Here is an 18,032-nt window from a genome sequence, read left to right as displayed (position 1 = left end):
AATATTTATTTCTTAGTGACTTCAGCAATTAATTGACCAACCGTTACTTGTTCATCATCTTTTACTACTTGCTTTACAACATAACCTTCCATTGTTTCATTAGTGAAAACAATTGGTGTTGTTACTTTTTTACCTTTATTCTTAACTTCTTGTAAATTAGCAACTACCATTACTTCTGATTTTTTAATTGGTTTACCTTGTTCAACTTTAATATCAAAGCCCTTACCAGCTAATTCAACAGTATCAATACCAATATGAACTAAACATTCAATACCTGTATTTACATCTTTAATACCATAAGCATGTCCTGTATTAAATACTGTTGCTAATTTTCCATCAAATGGTGATACAAATTCAACTCCATCTTTATCTTTATATTCAGGAATAATAGCAAAACCAGTCCCTAACATTTCCTGAGCAAATACTGGATCTTCAACTTTACTAAGGTTAATAACTTTACCAGTAACTGGCGCATAAATTAATAAAAGTAATTGTTTTTTTTTCTTGAAAAACATATGTCGATTCTCCTCAAAATTATGTAAATTAGATGTTTATAATTTTAACATTAAATAATGTAACTTTAAAAATAAATAATATTTTTATTTTTTTGATAAAAATTTTTCTACTAATGATTTAACTTCTTCATTGGTTTCACATTGTAATGCTTTTGATGCTAATATTTCTGTATCCTTTTTATTTAAAGTACTAATAATTTTTCTAGTTTCTAAAACACTAGATGCAGACATTGAAAATTCATCTAGCCCTAGACCAACTAGTAGTGGAACAGCAATTTTATCACCAGCCATTTCACCACACATGGCAACAGGACGATTATATTTATGCCCACCATCAATTGTCATCTTAATTAAACGTAAAATTGATGGATGATATGGTTGATATAAATAAGACACTTTTTCTGACATACGATCAGCGGCTAAACTATATTGAATTAAATCATTAGTTCCAATTGAAAAGAAATCTGCATATTTAGCAAATATTTCGGCATTAACTGCTGCTGCTGGAATTTCAATCATCATTCCAACTTGAATATCATCACTAACTTTAACTTTTTCTTTAATTAATTCTTTTTTGCAAGTTTCATATAATGCTTTAGCTGCTTTAAATTCTTCAACAGTGGCAATCATTGGAAACATAATAGCTAATTTACCAAAAGCTGAAGCACGAATTAAAGCACGTAATTGAGTTTTAAAAATATCTTTACGATCTAAACATAAACGAATGGCACGATAACCAAGGAAAGGATTCATTTCTTTTGATAAATCTAAATATGATAATTCTTTATCACCACCAATATCTAAAGTTCTAATAACAACTTTATGTTTAGTAGCAGACAATACTTTTTTATATTCTTCAAATTGAATATCTTCACTTGGAAAATCACTACTTTCCATATAAAGAAATTCACTTCTAAAAAGTCCTACTCCTTGTGCATCATATTCAATTGCTTTAATCATATCTTTGGGTGAACCAATATTTGCTTCTAACTTTACTTCATGATTATCACTGGTTTTAGTTAATTTACCTTTAAATACTAATAATTCTTTTTGTTCTTCAATTCATACGCTTTGTTTAGCAACTCATTTATTTTTTTCACTACTATTTAAATCAATTTCAATTTCACCAGTATTACCATCTAATACACAAAATTGATTATTTTTTACTTTTGTAGTAACATTTTTTAACCCAAGAACTGCAGGAATACCAAGACTACGAGCCATAATTGCTGCATGAGAAGTTCTACCACCAATATCACATAAAAATCCTTTAACAAATTTAGGATTCAATTGACTTGTTTCTGAAGGTGTTAGATCATGACTAACAATAATTGTTTCTTCTTTAATTGCACTTAAATCAATAATTTTAATATTTAAAATTTTACGTAAAATTCGATCACGAACATCAATAACATCAGCAGCACGTTCACGAAAATAATCATCATCCATTGCTTGCAATGTTGCAATTGCTTTATTAGCAGTACTTTCTAAAGCATTAGCAGCATTATATTTTTCTTCTTTAATTAACTTTTCAGTATCTTCAATTAATACTGGATCAGTTGTTACTAAAAAATGAGCTTCAAAAACAGCGGCTTTTTCTTCATCTAAAGTTTTTGTTGTATTTTGGATGAGTTGTTTAATTTCATCACCTGCTATTTTTAAGGCATCATGTAACTTTTTAACTTCTCCTTCTATTTCTTTTTCATTAATTTTTTTAGGATTAGTTTTGATAGTTTCATGTTTTAAGATTAATGCTTTGGCTAGAGCAATGCCATTACTAGCACCAATACCTTTCATTTTTAACATTATATATATTTCACTCCTTATAAAATATGTTTATTAATAGTCTACTAAATTATAATAAAAAAAATGAAATATTGTATAAAATATTTATTATAATTTAAACTTTTTGTAAATAAAAATGATTTTAATATTTTTGCTAAATTGTAAAGGTAAGTGCAACTAAATTATTTTTCTATCCAAATATTCGATTGGTAAAAGATAATTTAGTATTTTTCTCGGTCTTTGATTTAAAGACAATATAAATTTATGAACTTCATTTTTATTAGTTTTTGAAAAAATAAATTTTTTAGGAAATTTTTCTCTAATTAAACCATTAGTATTTTCATTAGTACCTCTTTGTCAAGGTGAATATGGATTGGCAAAATAAATTTTTACATCTAAATTTTTTTCAAGTTGTTGTCAATTTGAAAATTCTTTGCCACGATCAAAAGTAATAGTTTTAACAATGTTTTTAGGAAGAATTGATAAATAATAACTGACATTTTTATTAATAACTTTAGTAGTTCTGTTTTTAACTAATATTGCTAAAGTAAATCGTGATACTCTTTCAACTAAAGTTATTAAACATGATTTGCTTTTGCCTCTTGATGATACTATAGTATCTCCTTCTCAATGACCAAGTGTTATACGATCATTAACATTTATATCTCGTTCTTTAATTGATTTACCATTAAACTTGCCACGATTTTCTTTAGATTTTCGTTTTTTACCTTTTCTTCTTAAATTTTTACTAGTAACTTTATCAAGCATTCCAAAATAAATTCAAGTATAAATTGTTTTAAAACTAATAACTCACTCTTTATGAAAATTTTTAATTCTGCCATAAATTTGTTCAGGTGATCAACCTAATAGTAATTTTTGTTGTACATATTTTACTAAATTCTTATTTTTAAACTTATGAAAACTAATATGTGATTGTTTTCGATTTTCAGCTTTATTTTGTGCAATTAATGAAAAATAATGATTATTATCTTTATTTCTATTAATTTCTCGAATAATAGTACTAATACTTCGATTAAGATTTTTAGCTATTTCAATAATTTTAAATTTAAATTTCAATTGATTCTCAATATAAATCCTTTCATCTATGCCAAGATGTTTATAACTCATATAAAAACTCCTTACTTTTTTCTAAACTAAATTTAGCATTATGAAATTTTTATATGAGAATTTTTTGCAATTTTATTTACTTGCACTTACAAGTATAATTCAGCATAACACGTTTTCTCTATTATGTATAATTAAAATTTTATTGCATAAAGATTGAGAAAAGTTTCCAAAGATTTTTTAAACATATTTTAAAATTAACACAATATTTTCATTTTCTTTTTAAAGAAATATAGGTTTTATTTTGAAATTTTAATATTAATGTTAAATGTTCTATTTATATGTTTCTATATTAATTCAATTCGCTTATATTTCTTGATTTTATTCCAATATCTCTTTTTAATAGAACTATTTAAATTAAAACTAAAAGTTCATAATATATATTTTTTATATATAAGAAATTATTGTTTTACTTACAAAGAATAATTGAATCAACTAAATTTCATTTTTTCTATCAATATGTAAAAAAAATCCCATAAATAATATATTGTAATTTCATTAAATAAAAAATAAGAATATATAACTAGATTTATTTAAAAATAACAATATATTTTTCCTTTTTATAAGACATTACAAAAAAACATAAAAAAACTACTTAGTAAAAATAAAAAATAATACTAGTAGGCTAATAACCAATAATTTTGTGTGTCTCAAGTATATAGGGACTACGTCCCTCGCCACTACATGGCTCACCCAAATTATAGTCGCAGTAGGTTCACTGCGACTATAACACTTTTTTATTTTTTTATATTTGTATTATATTAATTTGACCACTACTAATACAAGGCTGTTCAAATTCAGAAAAATCAATTATTTCTCAATCAATCATTTCATATTTTTCTTGTTCTTTATTTCTTTTAATACTTAATTCTTCAATTTTTTGCTCTCATACATTACACATTCTTTTATAAATTTTTAAATCATGTTCATTTGGTTGTTTTTTATTATTTTCTTTTTCTATTATTTTGTTATTAAATTCAATTAAATCATGTATTTTTTTTATTTCTGTATTTATTTGTATGATTTTCTCATTATCTTTAAAATTTATATTTTTTGATTTTTTTAATTTTGCTTTTGTAAAATTTTGTAATATTTCAATATTAAACATTTTTTCTCCTTTGTAATAAAAAAACCTATTTATTTTAACAAAAAATAAATGGGATAAATACTATATTAACTTAAAACCTATTATGTATAATAAGTATAAAATTATTATACATTAATAAAAAATACTTTTTAATTAATTATTACTAAACTTATTAAAACTATGACTTTTTTTTACTTATCTTTATCTTTATTCTTGTCTTTTTTCTTTAAAATATTATCCAATTTATCCAATCCAGCAGATTTAATGTCACTATAAGTCATATTTATACTACTTGCTTCTTTAAGGTATTTCTTAGGTGACAATTCACTTTTAAGTTCATGCACATAATGTAAAGCACGTGAATTATACCTTTTTAACCAGTGTCTAGGAAAAAATAAAGTCATAGCCATTGCTTCACCACTATAACTTGGAGGCATAATACCTCTTTTAATCATTTTCTTTGTTCTACGACGTGAAAACACTACTTTATTATAATCCTCAATATTAGTATATAAATTAAGACTAAATATAACAATAAAACCCAAAAAAGGCATACGTTTAACTTGCACAACATATTCTACTTTTTCTCTTGCTTGTACTGGTATTCTATTAGGGTGTTGTTCAATCAAATACATAGTACCATTAAACATATGACCTATTAACTTACAAAATTGTCCTAAACTTTCTTATTGATTTTTAAACTGTATTCCTAAATCATTAGAATTTATTTTTAATGCTAATTCATCTAAAATTATTAAATCTTGTTCCTCAAAAGCATAATTACTTGCTAACTGATTAAAAGTAAAAACATCGTTATAATTAACCAAATAAGAATAACCAGTCTTTAACTTAATAGGGAAAGGACTAACTACTCTTTTCTTATGAGTTTGTGCTAAACAACAAGCAAGGGCAGATTTACCAGTTCTTGGAGGTGCTGAAATAATATAACTACCAACTCGTTTTAAAATTTTAACATTACGAATAGTTATAAGAATTGGATAAATAATTATAATCAAACCTATAACTAATAACACATAACCATATCAAGGCATAATAAACTCCTAACCTATAATTAAACTAATTGCTCTAACAAATAATCATAAAGGTATAATATTTTCTATTCCACTAACAATATCAACATTTAAAGCAGTACTAATCGTATCTGAAAAAATATGTCGTAACAAACTATCTGTTGTAAAAAGAAATTGTCTTAATGGTTCAACTGGTAAAACTTTACCAACAACGCCATAAAGTAATCATCTAAAAGCATTACGCAAATGACCAAAAACATCATATCAACTAACACGCTCATACTCAGGGTTAAAAGGACTATTTGGTGGCACTGGAACAATATCTTTGGAAGAAAAAATATTCATCTGACCAAATTTAACATGCAAACAGTCACGATTAGTTAATGAAGATAAATCAAAATTAATTGTTAAATGTTTTAAATTAGGAACACAAACCGGCATAGTAACAAAATTATATTTTCCTAAATTATAAACACTATCTTTATCATTTAATACACCTTTAAAATTATAACGAATATTACCCTCATAATCTAAAAACGAAAATGTATAAATAGAAGAAAAATAACTAAAATATTCAGCAGAAATATAAAACATAAAATCTTGTATATAAAAACTCAAAGGTTTTGTAATTTCAAAAGTCAACTTAAAACTTAAATTATTAGAAACATTATAATTCCAAAAAACTAACTCATTAAACTTACCAGTTTGTATATAATTATGATTAAATAAAATAAGAGATAATTGGTCTAAGTCTTGTTCTGTAAATCTATAATCTGTAGACAAATCACTAACTCTCCTATCAAAATTACCTACAACATCAGAATGAAATTGAATTGAATAAGGAGTAACAGTAGTTTTATGAACAACAGCAGAAACTAATTTTAAATCTGGTTGACCAACATCAAAATAAGCAGAATTTCAAGGAATAGTTGCTCAATCATTAAAATCATTATATTTAACGGGTTTAACCATATCGCTAGTTATAGTGTAATTACTTTCACTAGGTGCATTAGAAACAATTAAACTAGTGGGTGCTTGAACAGTACTATTTACAACAAAAAATAATTTAACAAACTTAAATCACATAATTATTTACCAAATAAACATTTTAAAATTCACCATGAACCATAAAATATAACAAATCCAATAAAAAACTGAGTTCCATAAACTACTAAATTTCATAAAATAGTAGTAAAATCATCAACTGGACTACCTATAAACATAGTTCAATAATCAACTATACATTGATGTATTTTATTGTAAATATCTCAAACACTCATAATTAACACCTACCCAAACAATGACCTAAAAATAAATTTAATACTACGATAAATAAAATTAAAAAATACACCTAATACCAACCAAAAAGTCAAATTAAACAAAATATAAACTTCATCAGTAATATTTGGTTGATTTAAAAATATTTGAATATCTTTACTAGAAAATATAAAAATCAAATGCAATATACTATTCACAAAATCACTCATAATTAAGTACCTACAAACTTCCCTTTTTTATTTTCAATACCCTTAGCCTTATTTCTTAAACGTTTTCTTTCATATTGTTTAGCAATTTGCTTTCCAACAAATTTTGAACTTCCCTTAATATTTTTATAACTTTGCTTTACAGTACCCGATGTAGAAACTGGCTGAATATCAATATTTAAAAAAACTGACATAGCAAACTTTATTAAAAGAATAAAAACAACAAAAGTTCCTAAATTAAAACCTAAATCTGCCATTGGCAAATTTCAAAATTTCATAAAGATTTGTGCAAATAATTCTAAAATTTTTGAAATAAAAGCAACACCCATAATAAACTACTCCTATATTATTTTTAATAATTTTAAAATTAATGAAAAAGTAAAAAGTACTAAAATAATTGCTAACAATGGTGCTGGCATAGAAACTATTTGTTGTGAACTATCACCAAAAATAAAGGTAATGTTTAGTAATCTGTGTAACTTACAAAAATAACTATGTTTAATTAATTCTAGTAAATATAATTAAATGATTAGAAAGAGTGAGTTACAGATGGCTAAAAAAGATAACTTTAATAATAATGATCCAATATCAAAAGCAGTAGATTTATTATTAGAAAATACTGAAGATTTAACAACAGTTTTTAAAGAAGGGGGTTTATATAAAGAATTAACAAAACGTTTAGTTGAAAAAATGTTGAATTCTGAGATGCAAAATTATTTAGGATATGAAAAAAATCAACATAGTAATAGTGACAATGCTCGTAATGGTATAAGTTCAAAAAAATTAATAACTCAACAAGGTAAAATTGAGATTGATGTACCACGAGATCGTAATAGTAATTTTACTCCTGTAATAGTGCCAAAAAGACAGAGAAGATTTGATGGTTTTGATCAACAAGTTCTTTCTTTATATGCAAAAGGTATGACATTATCAGATATTAGAATGCAGTTACAAGAGTTATATCATGGTGCTGATATTAGTGAAAGTGTTATTAGTCAAATTACTGATGATGTGATTGATGATGTCAAAGCATGACAAAATAGACCATTAGAAGGCATTTATCCCATTGTTTATTTTGATTGTATAGTAGTTAAAGTATGACAAGATAAACGCATTATTAACAAATCAGTTTATATAGCTTTAGGTGTTGATTTAGAAGGTAAAAAAGATGTTTTAGGTTTATGAATTAGTGAAAATGAAGGCGCTAAATTTTGATTAGCAAATTTCACAGAAATGAAAAATCGTGGCTTAAATGATATTCTTATTGCTTGTAGTGACAACTTAACAGGCATGTCAGAAGCAATACAATCAGTTTATCCTAAAACTGAACATCAATTATGTATAGTTCATCAAATCAGAAATAGTTTAAAATATGTTTCATACAAACATCGAAAATCTCTAGTTACAGATTTAAAGCCAATTTATAATGCATGTAGTGAAGAACAAGCAATGCAAGCTTTAGAATCATTTGAAAGTAAATGAAATAAACACTATCCTCAAATTGCTAAATCTTGATATAAAAATTGAGATAATTTAATGATTTTTATTAGTTATCCTCCAGAAATCAAAAGAGTGATTTATACTACAAATTCTATTGAATCTGTTAATAGTCAACTACAAAAAGTCATCAGAAATAAAAAAGTTTTTCCAAATGATATGGCAGTTTTCAAAATATTTTACTTAGCAATTGAAAATATAACAAAAAAATGAACAATACCCATTCAAAATTGAAATACAGCAATTGCTCATTTTATGATAAAATTTGAAGACAGAATTAATCTGAACTAGTACTTTGCAAAACAAAGATACACAGATTACTAAAAAGCCTCAAAATAAAACTTTTAATAACCAAAGATAAATTATGTAAACCAGAAAAATCAGTTATATAACTTTGCAAAATATTTTGCACAATATTATTTAAAGAAGGTAAAAGTTTACCTAATAAAGGAAAAACAAAAATTATTGCAAAAAATAATTTAATCATAACTATTACCTCCTAAAATAACTTTATTTTTTCCTATCTAAATCCGCGAATAATATGTCCTATGAATTCTTTAATAAATACTAATACCATCATAAATATTGGAATTAAAACTGGTCAATTTGTCATAATTGAGTCACCAGCAAATACTCAATCAAATACATAACTAAAAGATTCTAATAATTTTTGGCCAATACCTCCAATCATATTTAATAGTGCGGTTAAACCTGCGGGCATTCTAATCACCTCCCTCCTCTAATTCTTTTCTTGCTCTTTCTTTCCGTTTTTGTTCTTTACAATACCAACAATCTGGGTCAATTACATTATGTTTTTTATGTTTAAATTTTCAAATTATTTTTTTAATAGTACCTTTAAAAGTCCAAGAAGTACCAAGCACAGCAATTATCACAACTATTCATTTAACCATTATTTTCTACCTCCTAAAAAACTATCAAAACTCATATTTTCACTTAATCTTTGTTCAAAATTTCGCTTTGCTTTTTTCTTATGTAACTTTTGTCTTGGCATATTTTTTCATTTATCTTTTTTCATTTTAAACACCACCTAATGTATAAGCATAAGAATAATCCCAGTTTAAACTTGCTCCATCTAAATTAATCTCCGACATATTATTATCATCATTTAAATCAACATCAACCATACTGTCATTTGTACTTTGATAATCACTAACACTACCATTAATTAATCTTGCTCTTTCATCAGTAAATACTTCTTGTAACTCTGTATTATTATGTGTATTGCCTAATGGCAACAATAAACTATTTATAATTTCACTTGCTCCTGCAATTATCATAGGAATAGCAAAATAATTATTAAAATTATTATTAATTCCCATAGCAACACCACTACTAATCAAACATCCACCAGTAGCCATATTACATATCTTTCTTATTGCTTCAAATTTATTAGGTATTAACTCAGTTAAACCACTAATAACATTCGCTATACCAAAACTATTTAAAGATATATAAGTATCTCAATCTACAAAAGGCTTATCAATTACTGGATTAGGAGTAGGAATTGGAGTAGGAATTGGTGGTTCAGTAGGACAAGGCGGCCAAAAACAAGGTTCATCTCTTAATAAAGAAACTGACTTATCTACATACTGAACAAACTTGGCATAGTTAATTAAACCAATAGTCCCTAAACCTAAAAATATCTTTTTATAACTATTAATAACTTTATTTCTAGTAGTTGGTCTTTGATTAATATTCCATATATCAATTCCTAACTTTTTACTAAATAACAAAGAATTTATAGAACCTAATACTGGGTCTTTTAAATATTGACCATAATAAGCACTAACACCTACCATAGCACTTAATGGACTTAATCCAGTTCTTAAAATTTTAGTTAAAGTATAATTACTAGTTTGTTCTAATTCATTAGGCATAAATAAAACTCCTTACTTTATATACTAATAAGGAGCTTATTTATGAATTATAATCTAATCCATTGGGGCTTAATGAAAAATATATAATCCATATATAAGCCCCTTATTTAATTTTTACTTATTTCTTTTATTCTCTTTTCTTATTCGTTCCATTTCATTAGCAACTCTGTAACACATTTCACAACCATATACTGGTTCATAAGTTCAATCACTACATTTATGTCTCATAATTTAACTTACTTTCTTGCTGTCTCATTGCCTTATTTAAAGCAATATCTAATATACAATTTGGACAATAATATTTTCTAGTATATAAGTTTTGTAAAACTCTTTTAGGACAAATAACTTGGTCACAAAGTTTACACATATAAATTGCTAAATGAAATGCTTGTTCACATGAACAATTATCATTTTTAGCCATAATTTAATTAACTCCTAACATATTAATAATTATTTAAAATTACCCTTTTAATAAATAACTATTTTCAATTAGAAAGTTTTTTAAAATTACCGCTTAAATCAAGTTCAAGTGAATAAAAATTACCAACTTTTAAATCAACAGTAGATAAACAATTATTAAAATCACTAGCAAATTCCGGATTATATCATTTATCACGTGTTTGACCAGTTGGCACGCTTGTTTGTTTATTTATTTCTACAAACTTCAAAACATCAAACTTTAATGTTTGACCTTTATTATTTTTATCGGGAATAATACGCCCTTTTTCAATATTAACTAATTGAACTTTAAACATAAAAAAACTTAACCTCTACAATCATTAAAATTAAATTTAATAAGTTAAGCATAGTAGGGTAAAACCTATACTTATTAATAATATATCATAAAAATATAAAATTTCAATAAAAAATAAAAAAAATGAACATCAGTAATGATTGTAGAAATTACTAATGTTCATTAACCATTATATATATATATATATATATATACAAGTAAAATTATAGAAAAATTAGTTTTTTTTCTAATGCAAAAATCTTTTCTTAAAATCTATCTTCTCAACTTTATTACCAAAAACTTTTTCTGACCAAGTCAAAACATCTTTATCTCTTTGAATTAAATAACCTATTTCACTAGTCCGTAAATAATGCTTATGAGATAAAGCACTTAAATATACATATTTTTCGAGGCTTTTTAGTAATCTGTGTATCTTTGTTTTGCAAAGTACTAGTTCAGATTAATTCTATCTTCAAATTTTATCATAAAATGAGCAATTGCTGTATTTCAATTTTGAATGGGCATTGTTCATTTTTTTGTTATATTTTCAATTGCTAAGTAAAATATTTTGAAAACTGCCATATCATTTGGAAAAACTTTTTTATTTCTGATGACTTTTCGTAATTGACTATTTACAGATTCAATAGCATTTGTAGTATAAATCACTCTTTTGATTTCTGGAGGATAACTAATAAAAATCATTAAATTATCTCAATTTTTATATCAAGATTTAGCAATTTGAGGATAGTGTTTATTTCATTTACTTTCAAATGATTCTAAAGCTTGCATTGCTTGTTCTTCACTACATGCATTATAAATTGGCTTTAAATCTGTAACTAGTGATTTTCGATGTTTGTATGAAACATATTTTAAACTATTTCTGATTTGATGAACTATACATAATTGATGTTCAGTTTTAGGATAAACTGATTGTATTGCTTCTGACATGCCTGTTAAGTTGTCACTACAAGCAATAAGAATATCATTTAAGCCACGATTTTTCATTTCTGTGAAATTTGCTAATCAAAATTTAGCGCCTTCATTTTCACTAATTCATAAACCTAAAACATCTTTTTTACCTTCTAAATCAACACCTAAAGCTATATAAACTGATTTGTTAATAATGCGTTTATCTTGTCGTACTTTAACTACTATACAATCAAAATAAACAATGGGATAAATGCCTTCTAATGGTCTATTTTGTCATGCTTTGACATCATCAATCACATCATCAGTAATTTGACTAATAACACTTTCACTAATATCAGCACCATGATATAACTCTTGTAACTGCATTCTAATATCTGATAATGTCATACCTTTTGCATATAAGGAAAGAACTTGTTGATCAAAACCATCAAATCTTCTCTGTCTTTTTGGCACTATTACAGGAGTAAAATTACTATTACGATCTCGTGGTACATCAATCTCAATTTTACCTTGTTGAGTTATTAATTTTTTTGAACTTATACCATTACGAGCATTGTCACTATTACTATGTTGATTTTTTTCATATCCTAAATAATTTTGCATCTCAGAATTCAACATTTTTTCAACTAAACGTTTTGTTAATTCTTTATATAAACCCCCTTCTTTAAAAACTGTTGTTAAATCTTCAGTATTTTCTAATAATAAATCTACTGCTTTTGATATTGGATCATTATTATTAAAGTTATCTTTTTTAGCCATCTGTAACTCACTCTTTCTAGTCATTTAATTATATTTACTAGAATTAATTAAACATAGTTATTTTTGTAAGTTACACAGATTACTAAACATTACCCAATTTTGAATGGGCATTGTTCATTTTTTTGTTATATTTTCAATTGCTAAGTAAAATATTTTGAAAACTGCCATATCATTTGGAAAAACTTTTTTATTTCTGATGACTTTTCGTAATTGACTATTAACAGATTCAATAGAATTTGTAGTATAAATCACTCTTTTGATTTCTGGAGGATAACTAATAAAAATCATTAAATTATCTCAATTTTTATATCAAGATTTAGCAATTTGAGGATAGTGTTTATTTCATTTACTTTCAAATGATTCTAAAGCTTGCATTGCTTGTTCTTCACTACATGCATTATAAATTGGCTTTAAATCTGTAACTAGTGATTTTCGATGTTTGTATGAAACATATTTTAAACTATTTCTGATTTGATGAACTATACATAATTGATGTTCAGTTTTAGGATAAACTGATTGTATTGCTTCTGACATGCCTGTTAAGTTGTCACTACAAGCAATAAGAATATCATTTAAGCCACGATTTTTCATTTCTGTGAAATTTGCTAATCAAAATTTAGCGCCTTCATTTTCACTAATTCATAAACCTAAAACATCTTTTTTACCTTCTAAATCAACACCTAAAGCTATATAAACTGATTTGTTAATAATGCGTTTACTATACAATCAAAATAAACAATGGGATAAATGCCTTCTAATGGTCTATTTTGTCATGCTTTGACATCATCAATCACATCATCAGTAATTTGACTAATAACACTTTCACTAATATCAGCACCATGATATAACTCTTGTAACTGCATTCTAATATCTGATAATGTCATACCTTTTGCATATAAGGAAAGAACTTGTTGATCAAAACCATCAAATCTTCTCTGTCTTTTTGGCACTATTACAGGAGTAAAATTACTATTACGATCTCATGGTACATCAATCTCAATTTTACCTTGTTGAGTTATTAATTTTTTTGAACTTATACCATTACGAGCATTGTCACTATTACTATGTTGATTTTTTTCATATCCTAAATAATTTTGCATCTCAGAATTCAACATTTTTTCAACTAAACGTTTTGTTAATTCTTTATATAAACCCCCTTCTTTAAAAACTGTTGTTAAATCTTCAGTATTTTCTAATAATAAATCTACTGCTTTTGATATTGGATCATTATTATTAAAGTTATCTTTTTTAGCCATCTGTAACTCACTCTTTCTAGTCATTTAATTATATTTACTAGAATTAATTAAACATAGTTATTTTTGTAAGTTACACAGATTACTAAACATTACCTAGAAGGGATTTATATTCTAAAATTAATGTAAGAACAATTTAAAAAATAAATAATTTTATTTCTTTATTATTAGAAAGAAATAAAAAACCTATTTGTTCAAGATTAACTTAATTCATTTTTAAATTCATAAATATGAATATCAGTTTTATCAACAACAAAACCAATAACATACGAAATACCACAAAGAAAATCAATAATTCTTCTTCGATCATTTTCAACAGTTGTTGTTAAATTAACTTTAATTGGTTTTTGTAAAATCATAGCATTAGCAACTGATTCAATTTCTTGATAATTTTTAGGAGCAAATTCTTGTATTTGTTCTTGAAAACTGGTTTTATAATTACTATTTTTATCATTGTCTTTATATTTTTTACTTCTTCATCCCATAATTAATTAAACTCCCTTTCGTCTTCGTAAAAATGATGGTAAATCATCATCTGCTTCCATTGCTGCTTCTTGGACTAAATTTTGTTGTTCTTCTTCTTTTTTCTTTGTTTGTTCTTTAATTTCTTCACTTAAATATTGAGTCTTATTGGTAATAAATTCATGATTATCAACTTTTGAACTATAAACAAAATTATTAGCATTAGCACCTTCTTCATCAAAACCAGTGGCAATAACTGTTACAATCATTTCATCATTTAAATTTTCATTAACAGCAACACCAAAAATGATATTAACATCATTACCCGCAGCATCACGAACTAAATCAACAGCAATATTAGCATCAGTTAATGTCATTGTTGTTCCACCAGTAACATTAACAATAGCATTTTTAGCACCCTTAATTGTCACATCATCAAGTAAAGGAGAAGAAATAGCTTTTGTTGCGGCTTGTTTAGCTTTATGTTCACCCTTTGACATTCCAATACCAAATAAAGCATTACCTTTATTTTCAATAATAGTACGAACATCAGCAAAATCTAAATTTATTAAAGCAGGAACAGCAATTAAGTCAGTAATAGTCTGTACACCTTGACGTAAAATATTATCTGCTTCTTTAAACGAATCTTTAAGAGGGATATTACCAATTACTTGTAATAATTTATCATTAGAAATAATAATAATAGCATCAACTTGTTTCTTTAAATTTTCAATTCCAACTATAGCATGAGCATTACGATTACGTCCTTCAAATTTAAATGGTTTAGTAACAATAGCAATTGTTAAAGCACCATATTCTTTAGCAATTCTTGCAACAATTGATGCAGCACCAGTACCAGTACCACCACCCATACCAGCAGCAATAAAAACCATATCTGCACCATCTAAAGCGCGTTTAATCTCTGCTTCACTTTCAATTGCGGCTTGTTTACCAATTTCGGGATTAGCTCCTGCTCCAAGTCCCTTTGATAATTCTTTGCCCAAAATAATTTTATTTTCAGCTGGTGATGCATTAACTACTTGTGCATCAGTATTAGCAACATAAAAATCAACACCTTGTACCTCTGCTTCAATCATTCTATTAACAGCATTATTACCAGCACCACCAATACCAATTACCCGAATTGATGCTATTGGTTTAAATTGTGAATTATTATGTTCCATTTTATTTTCCTCCTGAGTAATCAAATTGTCTTCTTCTATTTACTACCATCATTATACTGATAATTTGGTTGAAAGGGGGAATTATAATGCTTATTATCATGATTATTAGAATGCGTATAATGATTTAATTTTGATACAATTTCTGGTTTATGTATTGATGAAATATAATTATTACTAAAAACATTTACTAAATGTTGGTAGTGAGTATTACCGATTAAAGTAGTTCACTGATAACTATATGCACCAGGAGTTTGGCTGAGCATATATTTTACTTCTTTTAGTTTGCTATTTTTTTTAAAATAGTTGGCAAAACCACATAAACCAATAGTAATTCCCGTAAAAATAATTTCCATATCTGAACTATTATTATCACTAACTTCATCAAGAAAATATTCAATACAAGAAATAATTTCATTAATTTGTTTTTTAACTGTTGCTTGTAAATCAGTTTTTGTTAAACGAACAATAGATTTTGTTTGATCATTAACATACTTATCAACAACAACATCGTATAAATAATTACTACTTATATTAATAATTTTTTGTAAATATCTTTCAGCTTTATCATAACCACAATGCATTTGCTTCATTAATGATTGAATTATTTGATTTCAACCAATTTTAATATTAGTTGTTGCAAATAATACTGAATTACTAAAAACACTAATCTTAGTACTATTAATATTTCAATCAACTAAAACTGTATTACGATTAAAATCAGTATTTTTAATATTACATACTAATGCAAATTGATCTAAAGTAACAGTTAACAATTCTGTTTCGGCATTAGTTAATACTTCGAGGTGAGAATTATATAAACTTTTAGGTAATGAATAAACTAAAGCATCAACATGCATAACTTGTCCTTTTTTAGCAATTGGTAATTGTTCATTACCAATTGCATGATCAACTTTAAAATTGTATGGTTTAGTTAAACAAATAATTTCACTATTATCAATAGTAATGTTTTTAGCCATTTCAATCACTTTACTACAATCTTCATCAGTGATAATATGATTAGCATCTTTAAAATCAAGTGATGCTTGTGATTGATAAATTTTTAAATTATTTGAAGGTAAAGTTAAGGCAATACGTTGTACTTTTATATTTAAAGTATTATTAATTTTATTAATAATTTGCCTTAATAACTTACCTGTAGCAATTGAATTAATAATTTCACCATTTTTAGAAAACTGTTCAGTATCAACAGTTTCTTTATATAAAACCTGAATTTGATTATTAACATAATTATTAACCATAACTTTTAAACTAAAATCTTCAATTTGACATACAACATATAGTTCTTGAAAATTCATATTGCTCACCTCCAAACATTTTTATGAATCAATATAAGTAATAACTCTTAGTTTTGCACTTCGTGCTCTTGGATTTTTATTTATTTCATCAGGCTTTGGTGTAATTGGTTTTTTAATTATTAACTGATATTTTGTTTTTCAATTATTATGAACTGGTAATTTAGCATATAATTGTGCTTGTGGATCAATTAAAACTTCATTAAAAGTTTGTTTAACAATACGATCTTCTAAAGAATGAAAACTAATAACAACAATTCTACCATTAGATTTTAATAATTTTAAAGATTGTTTTAAAGAAGATTTTAATGTTTCTAACTCATTGTTAACAGCAATTCTTAATGCTTGAAAAGTCTTTTTGGCAGGATGATGATGCTTATTTAATACTCTTACTGGTAATGATTTTTTAATAATCGTAACCAATTGTAAAGTGGTATCAATTGGTTGAAAAGTTCTTGTTTTAATAATATTTTTAGCAATACTACTAGCAAATACTTCTTCACCATAATTTTTAATAATTGTTTTTAATTGCTCATAATTATAATTATTAACAATATCTCACGCATTTAATTTTTGACTTTGATCCATACGCATATCTAACTTAGCATCTTTCATATAACTAAATCCTCTAATATCTTCATCAACTTGTGGTGATGATATACCTAAATCATATAATATACCATCAACTTTAGTAATATTTCTTTTTAAAAGCTCAGATTGAATATTTGCAAAATTACTTTTAATTATTTCATATTTATCTTTAAAATCTTTTAAAATAATTTTACTATTATCAATGGCCATTTGATCTTGATCAAAAGCATATAGTTTGCCAGAGGTAAGTTTTGATAGTATAACTTTACTATGACCTGCTCGTCCTAATGTACAATCGACATAAATACCATCAGGTTTAATATTTAAGAAATCAATTGCTTCTGTTAACATTACAGAAATGTGTCTTGCATTGATATTATTCATA

21 protein-coding genes and 1 pseudogene are annotated in these 18,032 nt (G+C 25.5%); 1 reads left to right on the top strand and 21 read right to left on the bottom strand.

Going from position 1 to position 18,032, the window contains the following annotated elements; all coding sequences use genetic code 4:
- Positions 1-5: 5 nt before the first annotated feature.
- The 8 genes from AACK95_RS03445 to AACK95_RS03410 all read right to left on the bottom strand — a co-directional run bounded on the left by AACK95_RS03445 (position 6) and on the right by AACK95_RS03410 (position 7,356).
- Positions 6-515, bottom strand: coding sequence for a glucose PTS transporter subunit IIA (locus AACK95_RS03445; RefSeq protein WP_338980873.1), 510 nt, complete (start codon positions 513-515; stop codon positions 6-8).
- An 84-nt stretch (positions 516-599) separates the two neighbouring features.
- A complete protein-coding gene (gene ptsP, locus AACK95_RS03440) occupies positions 600-2,324 on the bottom strand; it encodes a phosphoenolpyruvate--protein phosphotransferase (RefSeq protein WP_422397164.1) in 1,725 nt (574 codons plus the stop codon).
- 153 nt (positions 2,325-2,477) lie between these two features.
- Complete coding sequence (locus AACK95_RS03435) at positions 2,478-3,428, bottom strand: IS30 family transposase (protein WP_338980870.1); 951 nt, start codon at positions 3,426-3,428, stop codon at positions 2,478-2,480.
- A gap of 742 nt (positions 3,429-4,170) precedes the next feature.
- On the bottom strand, positions 4,171-4,533 hold the full coding sequence (locus AACK95_RS03430; RefSeq protein ID WP_338980868.1) for a hypothetical protein: 363 nt from the start codon (positions 4,531-4,533) through the stop codon (positions 4,171-4,173).
- 170 nt (positions 4,534-4,703) lie between these two features.
- Positions 4,704-5,162: a hypothetical protein gene (locus AACK95_RS03425; protein ID WP_338980866.1), complete on the bottom strand. Its 459-nt coding sequence runs from the start codon at positions 5,160-5,162 to the stop codon at positions 4,704-4,706.
- A gap of 36 nt (positions 5,163-5,198) precedes the next feature.
- Positions 5,199-5,564 carry a hypothetical protein gene (locus AACK95_RS03420; RefSeq protein ID WP_338980864.1) on the bottom strand — a complete coding sequence of 122 codons (366 nt, stop codon included), beginning with the start codon at positions 5,562-5,564 and terminating at the stop codon, positions 5,199-5,201.
- 9 nt (positions 5,565-5,573) lie between these two features.
- On the bottom strand, positions 5,574-6,629 hold the full coding sequence (locus tag AACK95_RS03415; RefSeq protein ID WP_338980862.1) for a hypothetical protein: 1,056 nt from the start codon (positions 6,627-6,629) through the stop codon (positions 5,574-5,576).
- 403 nt (positions 6,630-7,032) lie between these two features.
- Positions 7,033-7,356 (bottom strand): hypothetical protein, encoded by a 324-nt coding sequence (locus tag AACK95_RS03410; protein WP_338980860.1) that lies wholly within the window; start codon positions 7,354-7,356, stop codon positions 7,033-7,035.
- A 220-nt stretch (positions 7,357-7,576) separates the two neighbouring features.
- On the opposite strand from AACK95_RS03410, the gene AACK95_RS03405 reads away from it, so the two are divergent.
- Positions 7,577-8,815, top strand: coding sequence for an IS256 family transposase (locus AACK95_RS03405; protein ID WP_338981000.1), 1,239 nt, complete (start codon positions 7,577-7,579; stop codon positions 8,813-8,815).
- Here AACK95_RS03405 and AACK95_RS03400 read toward each other — a convergent pair.
- The 13 genes and pseudogenes from AACK95_RS03400 to rsmH all read right to left on the bottom strand — a co-directional run bounded on the left by AACK95_RS03400 (position 8,802) and on the right by rsmH (position 18,031).
- The gene (locus tag AACK95_RS03400; protein WP_338980858.1) at positions 8,802-9,011 is read right to left on the bottom strand and encodes a hypothetical protein; all 210 of its coding nucleotides are present in this window, start codon (positions 9,009-9,011) and stop codon (positions 8,802-8,804) included. The two genes, AACK95_RS03405 and AACK95_RS03400, sit on opposite strands and share 14 nt — an antisense overlap.
- 33 nt (positions 9,012-9,044) lie before the next feature.
- On the bottom strand, positions 9,045-9,245 hold the full coding sequence (locus tag AACK95_RS03395) for a hypothetical protein (RefSeq protein WP_338956748.1): 201 nt from the start codon (positions 9,243-9,245) through the stop codon (positions 9,045-9,047).
- 1 nt (position 9,246) lies between these two features.
- Positions 9,247-9,435 carry a hypothetical protein gene (locus AACK95_RS03390; protein ID WP_338980856.1) on the bottom strand — a complete coding sequence of 63 codons (189 nt, stop codon included), beginning with the start codon at positions 9,433-9,435 and terminating at the stop codon, positions 9,247-9,249.
- Positions 9,435-9,560 (bottom strand): hypothetical protein, encoded by a 126-nt coding sequence (locus AACK95_RS03385; RefSeq protein WP_338980854.1) that lies wholly within the window; start codon positions 9,558-9,560, stop codon positions 9,435-9,437. Before AACK95_RS03385 ends, AACK95_RS03390 begins: the two co-directional genes overlap by 1 nt.
- Position 9,561: 1 nt before the next feature.
- Positions 9,562-10,422, bottom strand: a complete 861-nt coding sequence (locus AACK95_RS03380; protein ID WP_338980852.1) for a hypothetical protein — start codon at positions 10,420-10,422, stop codon at positions 9,562-9,564.
- A 217-nt stretch (positions 10,423-10,639) separates the two neighbouring features.
- Positions 10,640-10,843: a hypothetical protein gene (locus AACK95_RS03375; RefSeq protein WP_286640901.1), complete on the bottom strand. Its 204-nt coding sequence runs from the start codon at positions 10,841-10,843 to the stop codon at positions 10,640-10,642.
- 58 nt (positions 10,844-10,901) lie between these two features.
- Complete coding sequence (locus tag AACK95_RS03370; protein WP_338980849.1) at positions 10,902-11,177, bottom strand: hypothetical protein; 276 nt, start codon at positions 11,175-11,177, stop codon at positions 10,902-10,904.
- 428 nt (positions 11,178-11,605) lie between these two features.
- Positions 11,606-12,844 (bottom strand): IS256 family transposase, encoded by a 1,239-nt coding sequence (locus tag AACK95_RS03365; protein WP_338980998.1) that lies wholly within the window; start codon positions 12,842-12,844, stop codon positions 11,606-11,608.
- Between the two features lie 57 nt (positions 12,845-12,901).
- A pseudogene (locus tag AACK95_RS03360) lies at positions 12,902-14,100 on the bottom strand (IS256 family transposase).
- A gap of 197 nt (positions 14,101-14,297) precedes the next feature.
- Complete coding sequence (gene sepF / locus AACK95_RS03355; RefSeq protein WP_338980847.1) at positions 14,298-14,582, bottom strand: cell division protein SepF; 285 nt, start codon at positions 14,580-14,582, stop codon at positions 14,298-14,300.
- 6 nt (positions 14,583-14,588) lie between these two features.
- Positions 14,589-15,743, bottom strand: coding sequence for a cell division protein FtsZ (gene ftsZ / locus AACK95_RS03350; protein WP_338980845.1), 1,155 nt, complete (start codon positions 15,741-15,743; stop codon positions 14,589-14,591).
- 35 nt (positions 15,744-15,778) lie between these two features.
- Positions 15,779-17,059: a hypothetical protein gene (locus tag AACK95_RS03345; RefSeq protein WP_338980843.1), complete on the bottom strand. Its 1,281-nt coding sequence runs from the start codon at positions 17,057-17,059 to the stop codon at positions 15,779-15,781.
- Positions 17,060-17,080: 21 nt separating this feature from the next.
- Positions 17,081-18,031, bottom strand: coding sequence for a 16S rRNA (cytosine(1402)-N(4))-methyltransferase RsmH (gene rsmH / locus AACK95_RS03340; protein WP_252320018.1), 951 nt, complete (start codon positions 18,029-18,031; stop codon positions 17,081-17,083).
- Between the last annotated feature and the right edge of the window lies 1 nt (position 18,032).

Source organism: Spiroplasma endosymbiont of Lasioglossum malachurum (assembly GCF_964020065.1).
In the GTDB taxonomy this organism is placed as follows: domain Bacteria; phylum Bacillota_I; class Bacilli_A; order Mycoplasmatales; family VBWQ01; genus Spiroplasma_E.
This window is presented reverse-complemented; position numbering and strand designations above follow the sequence as displayed.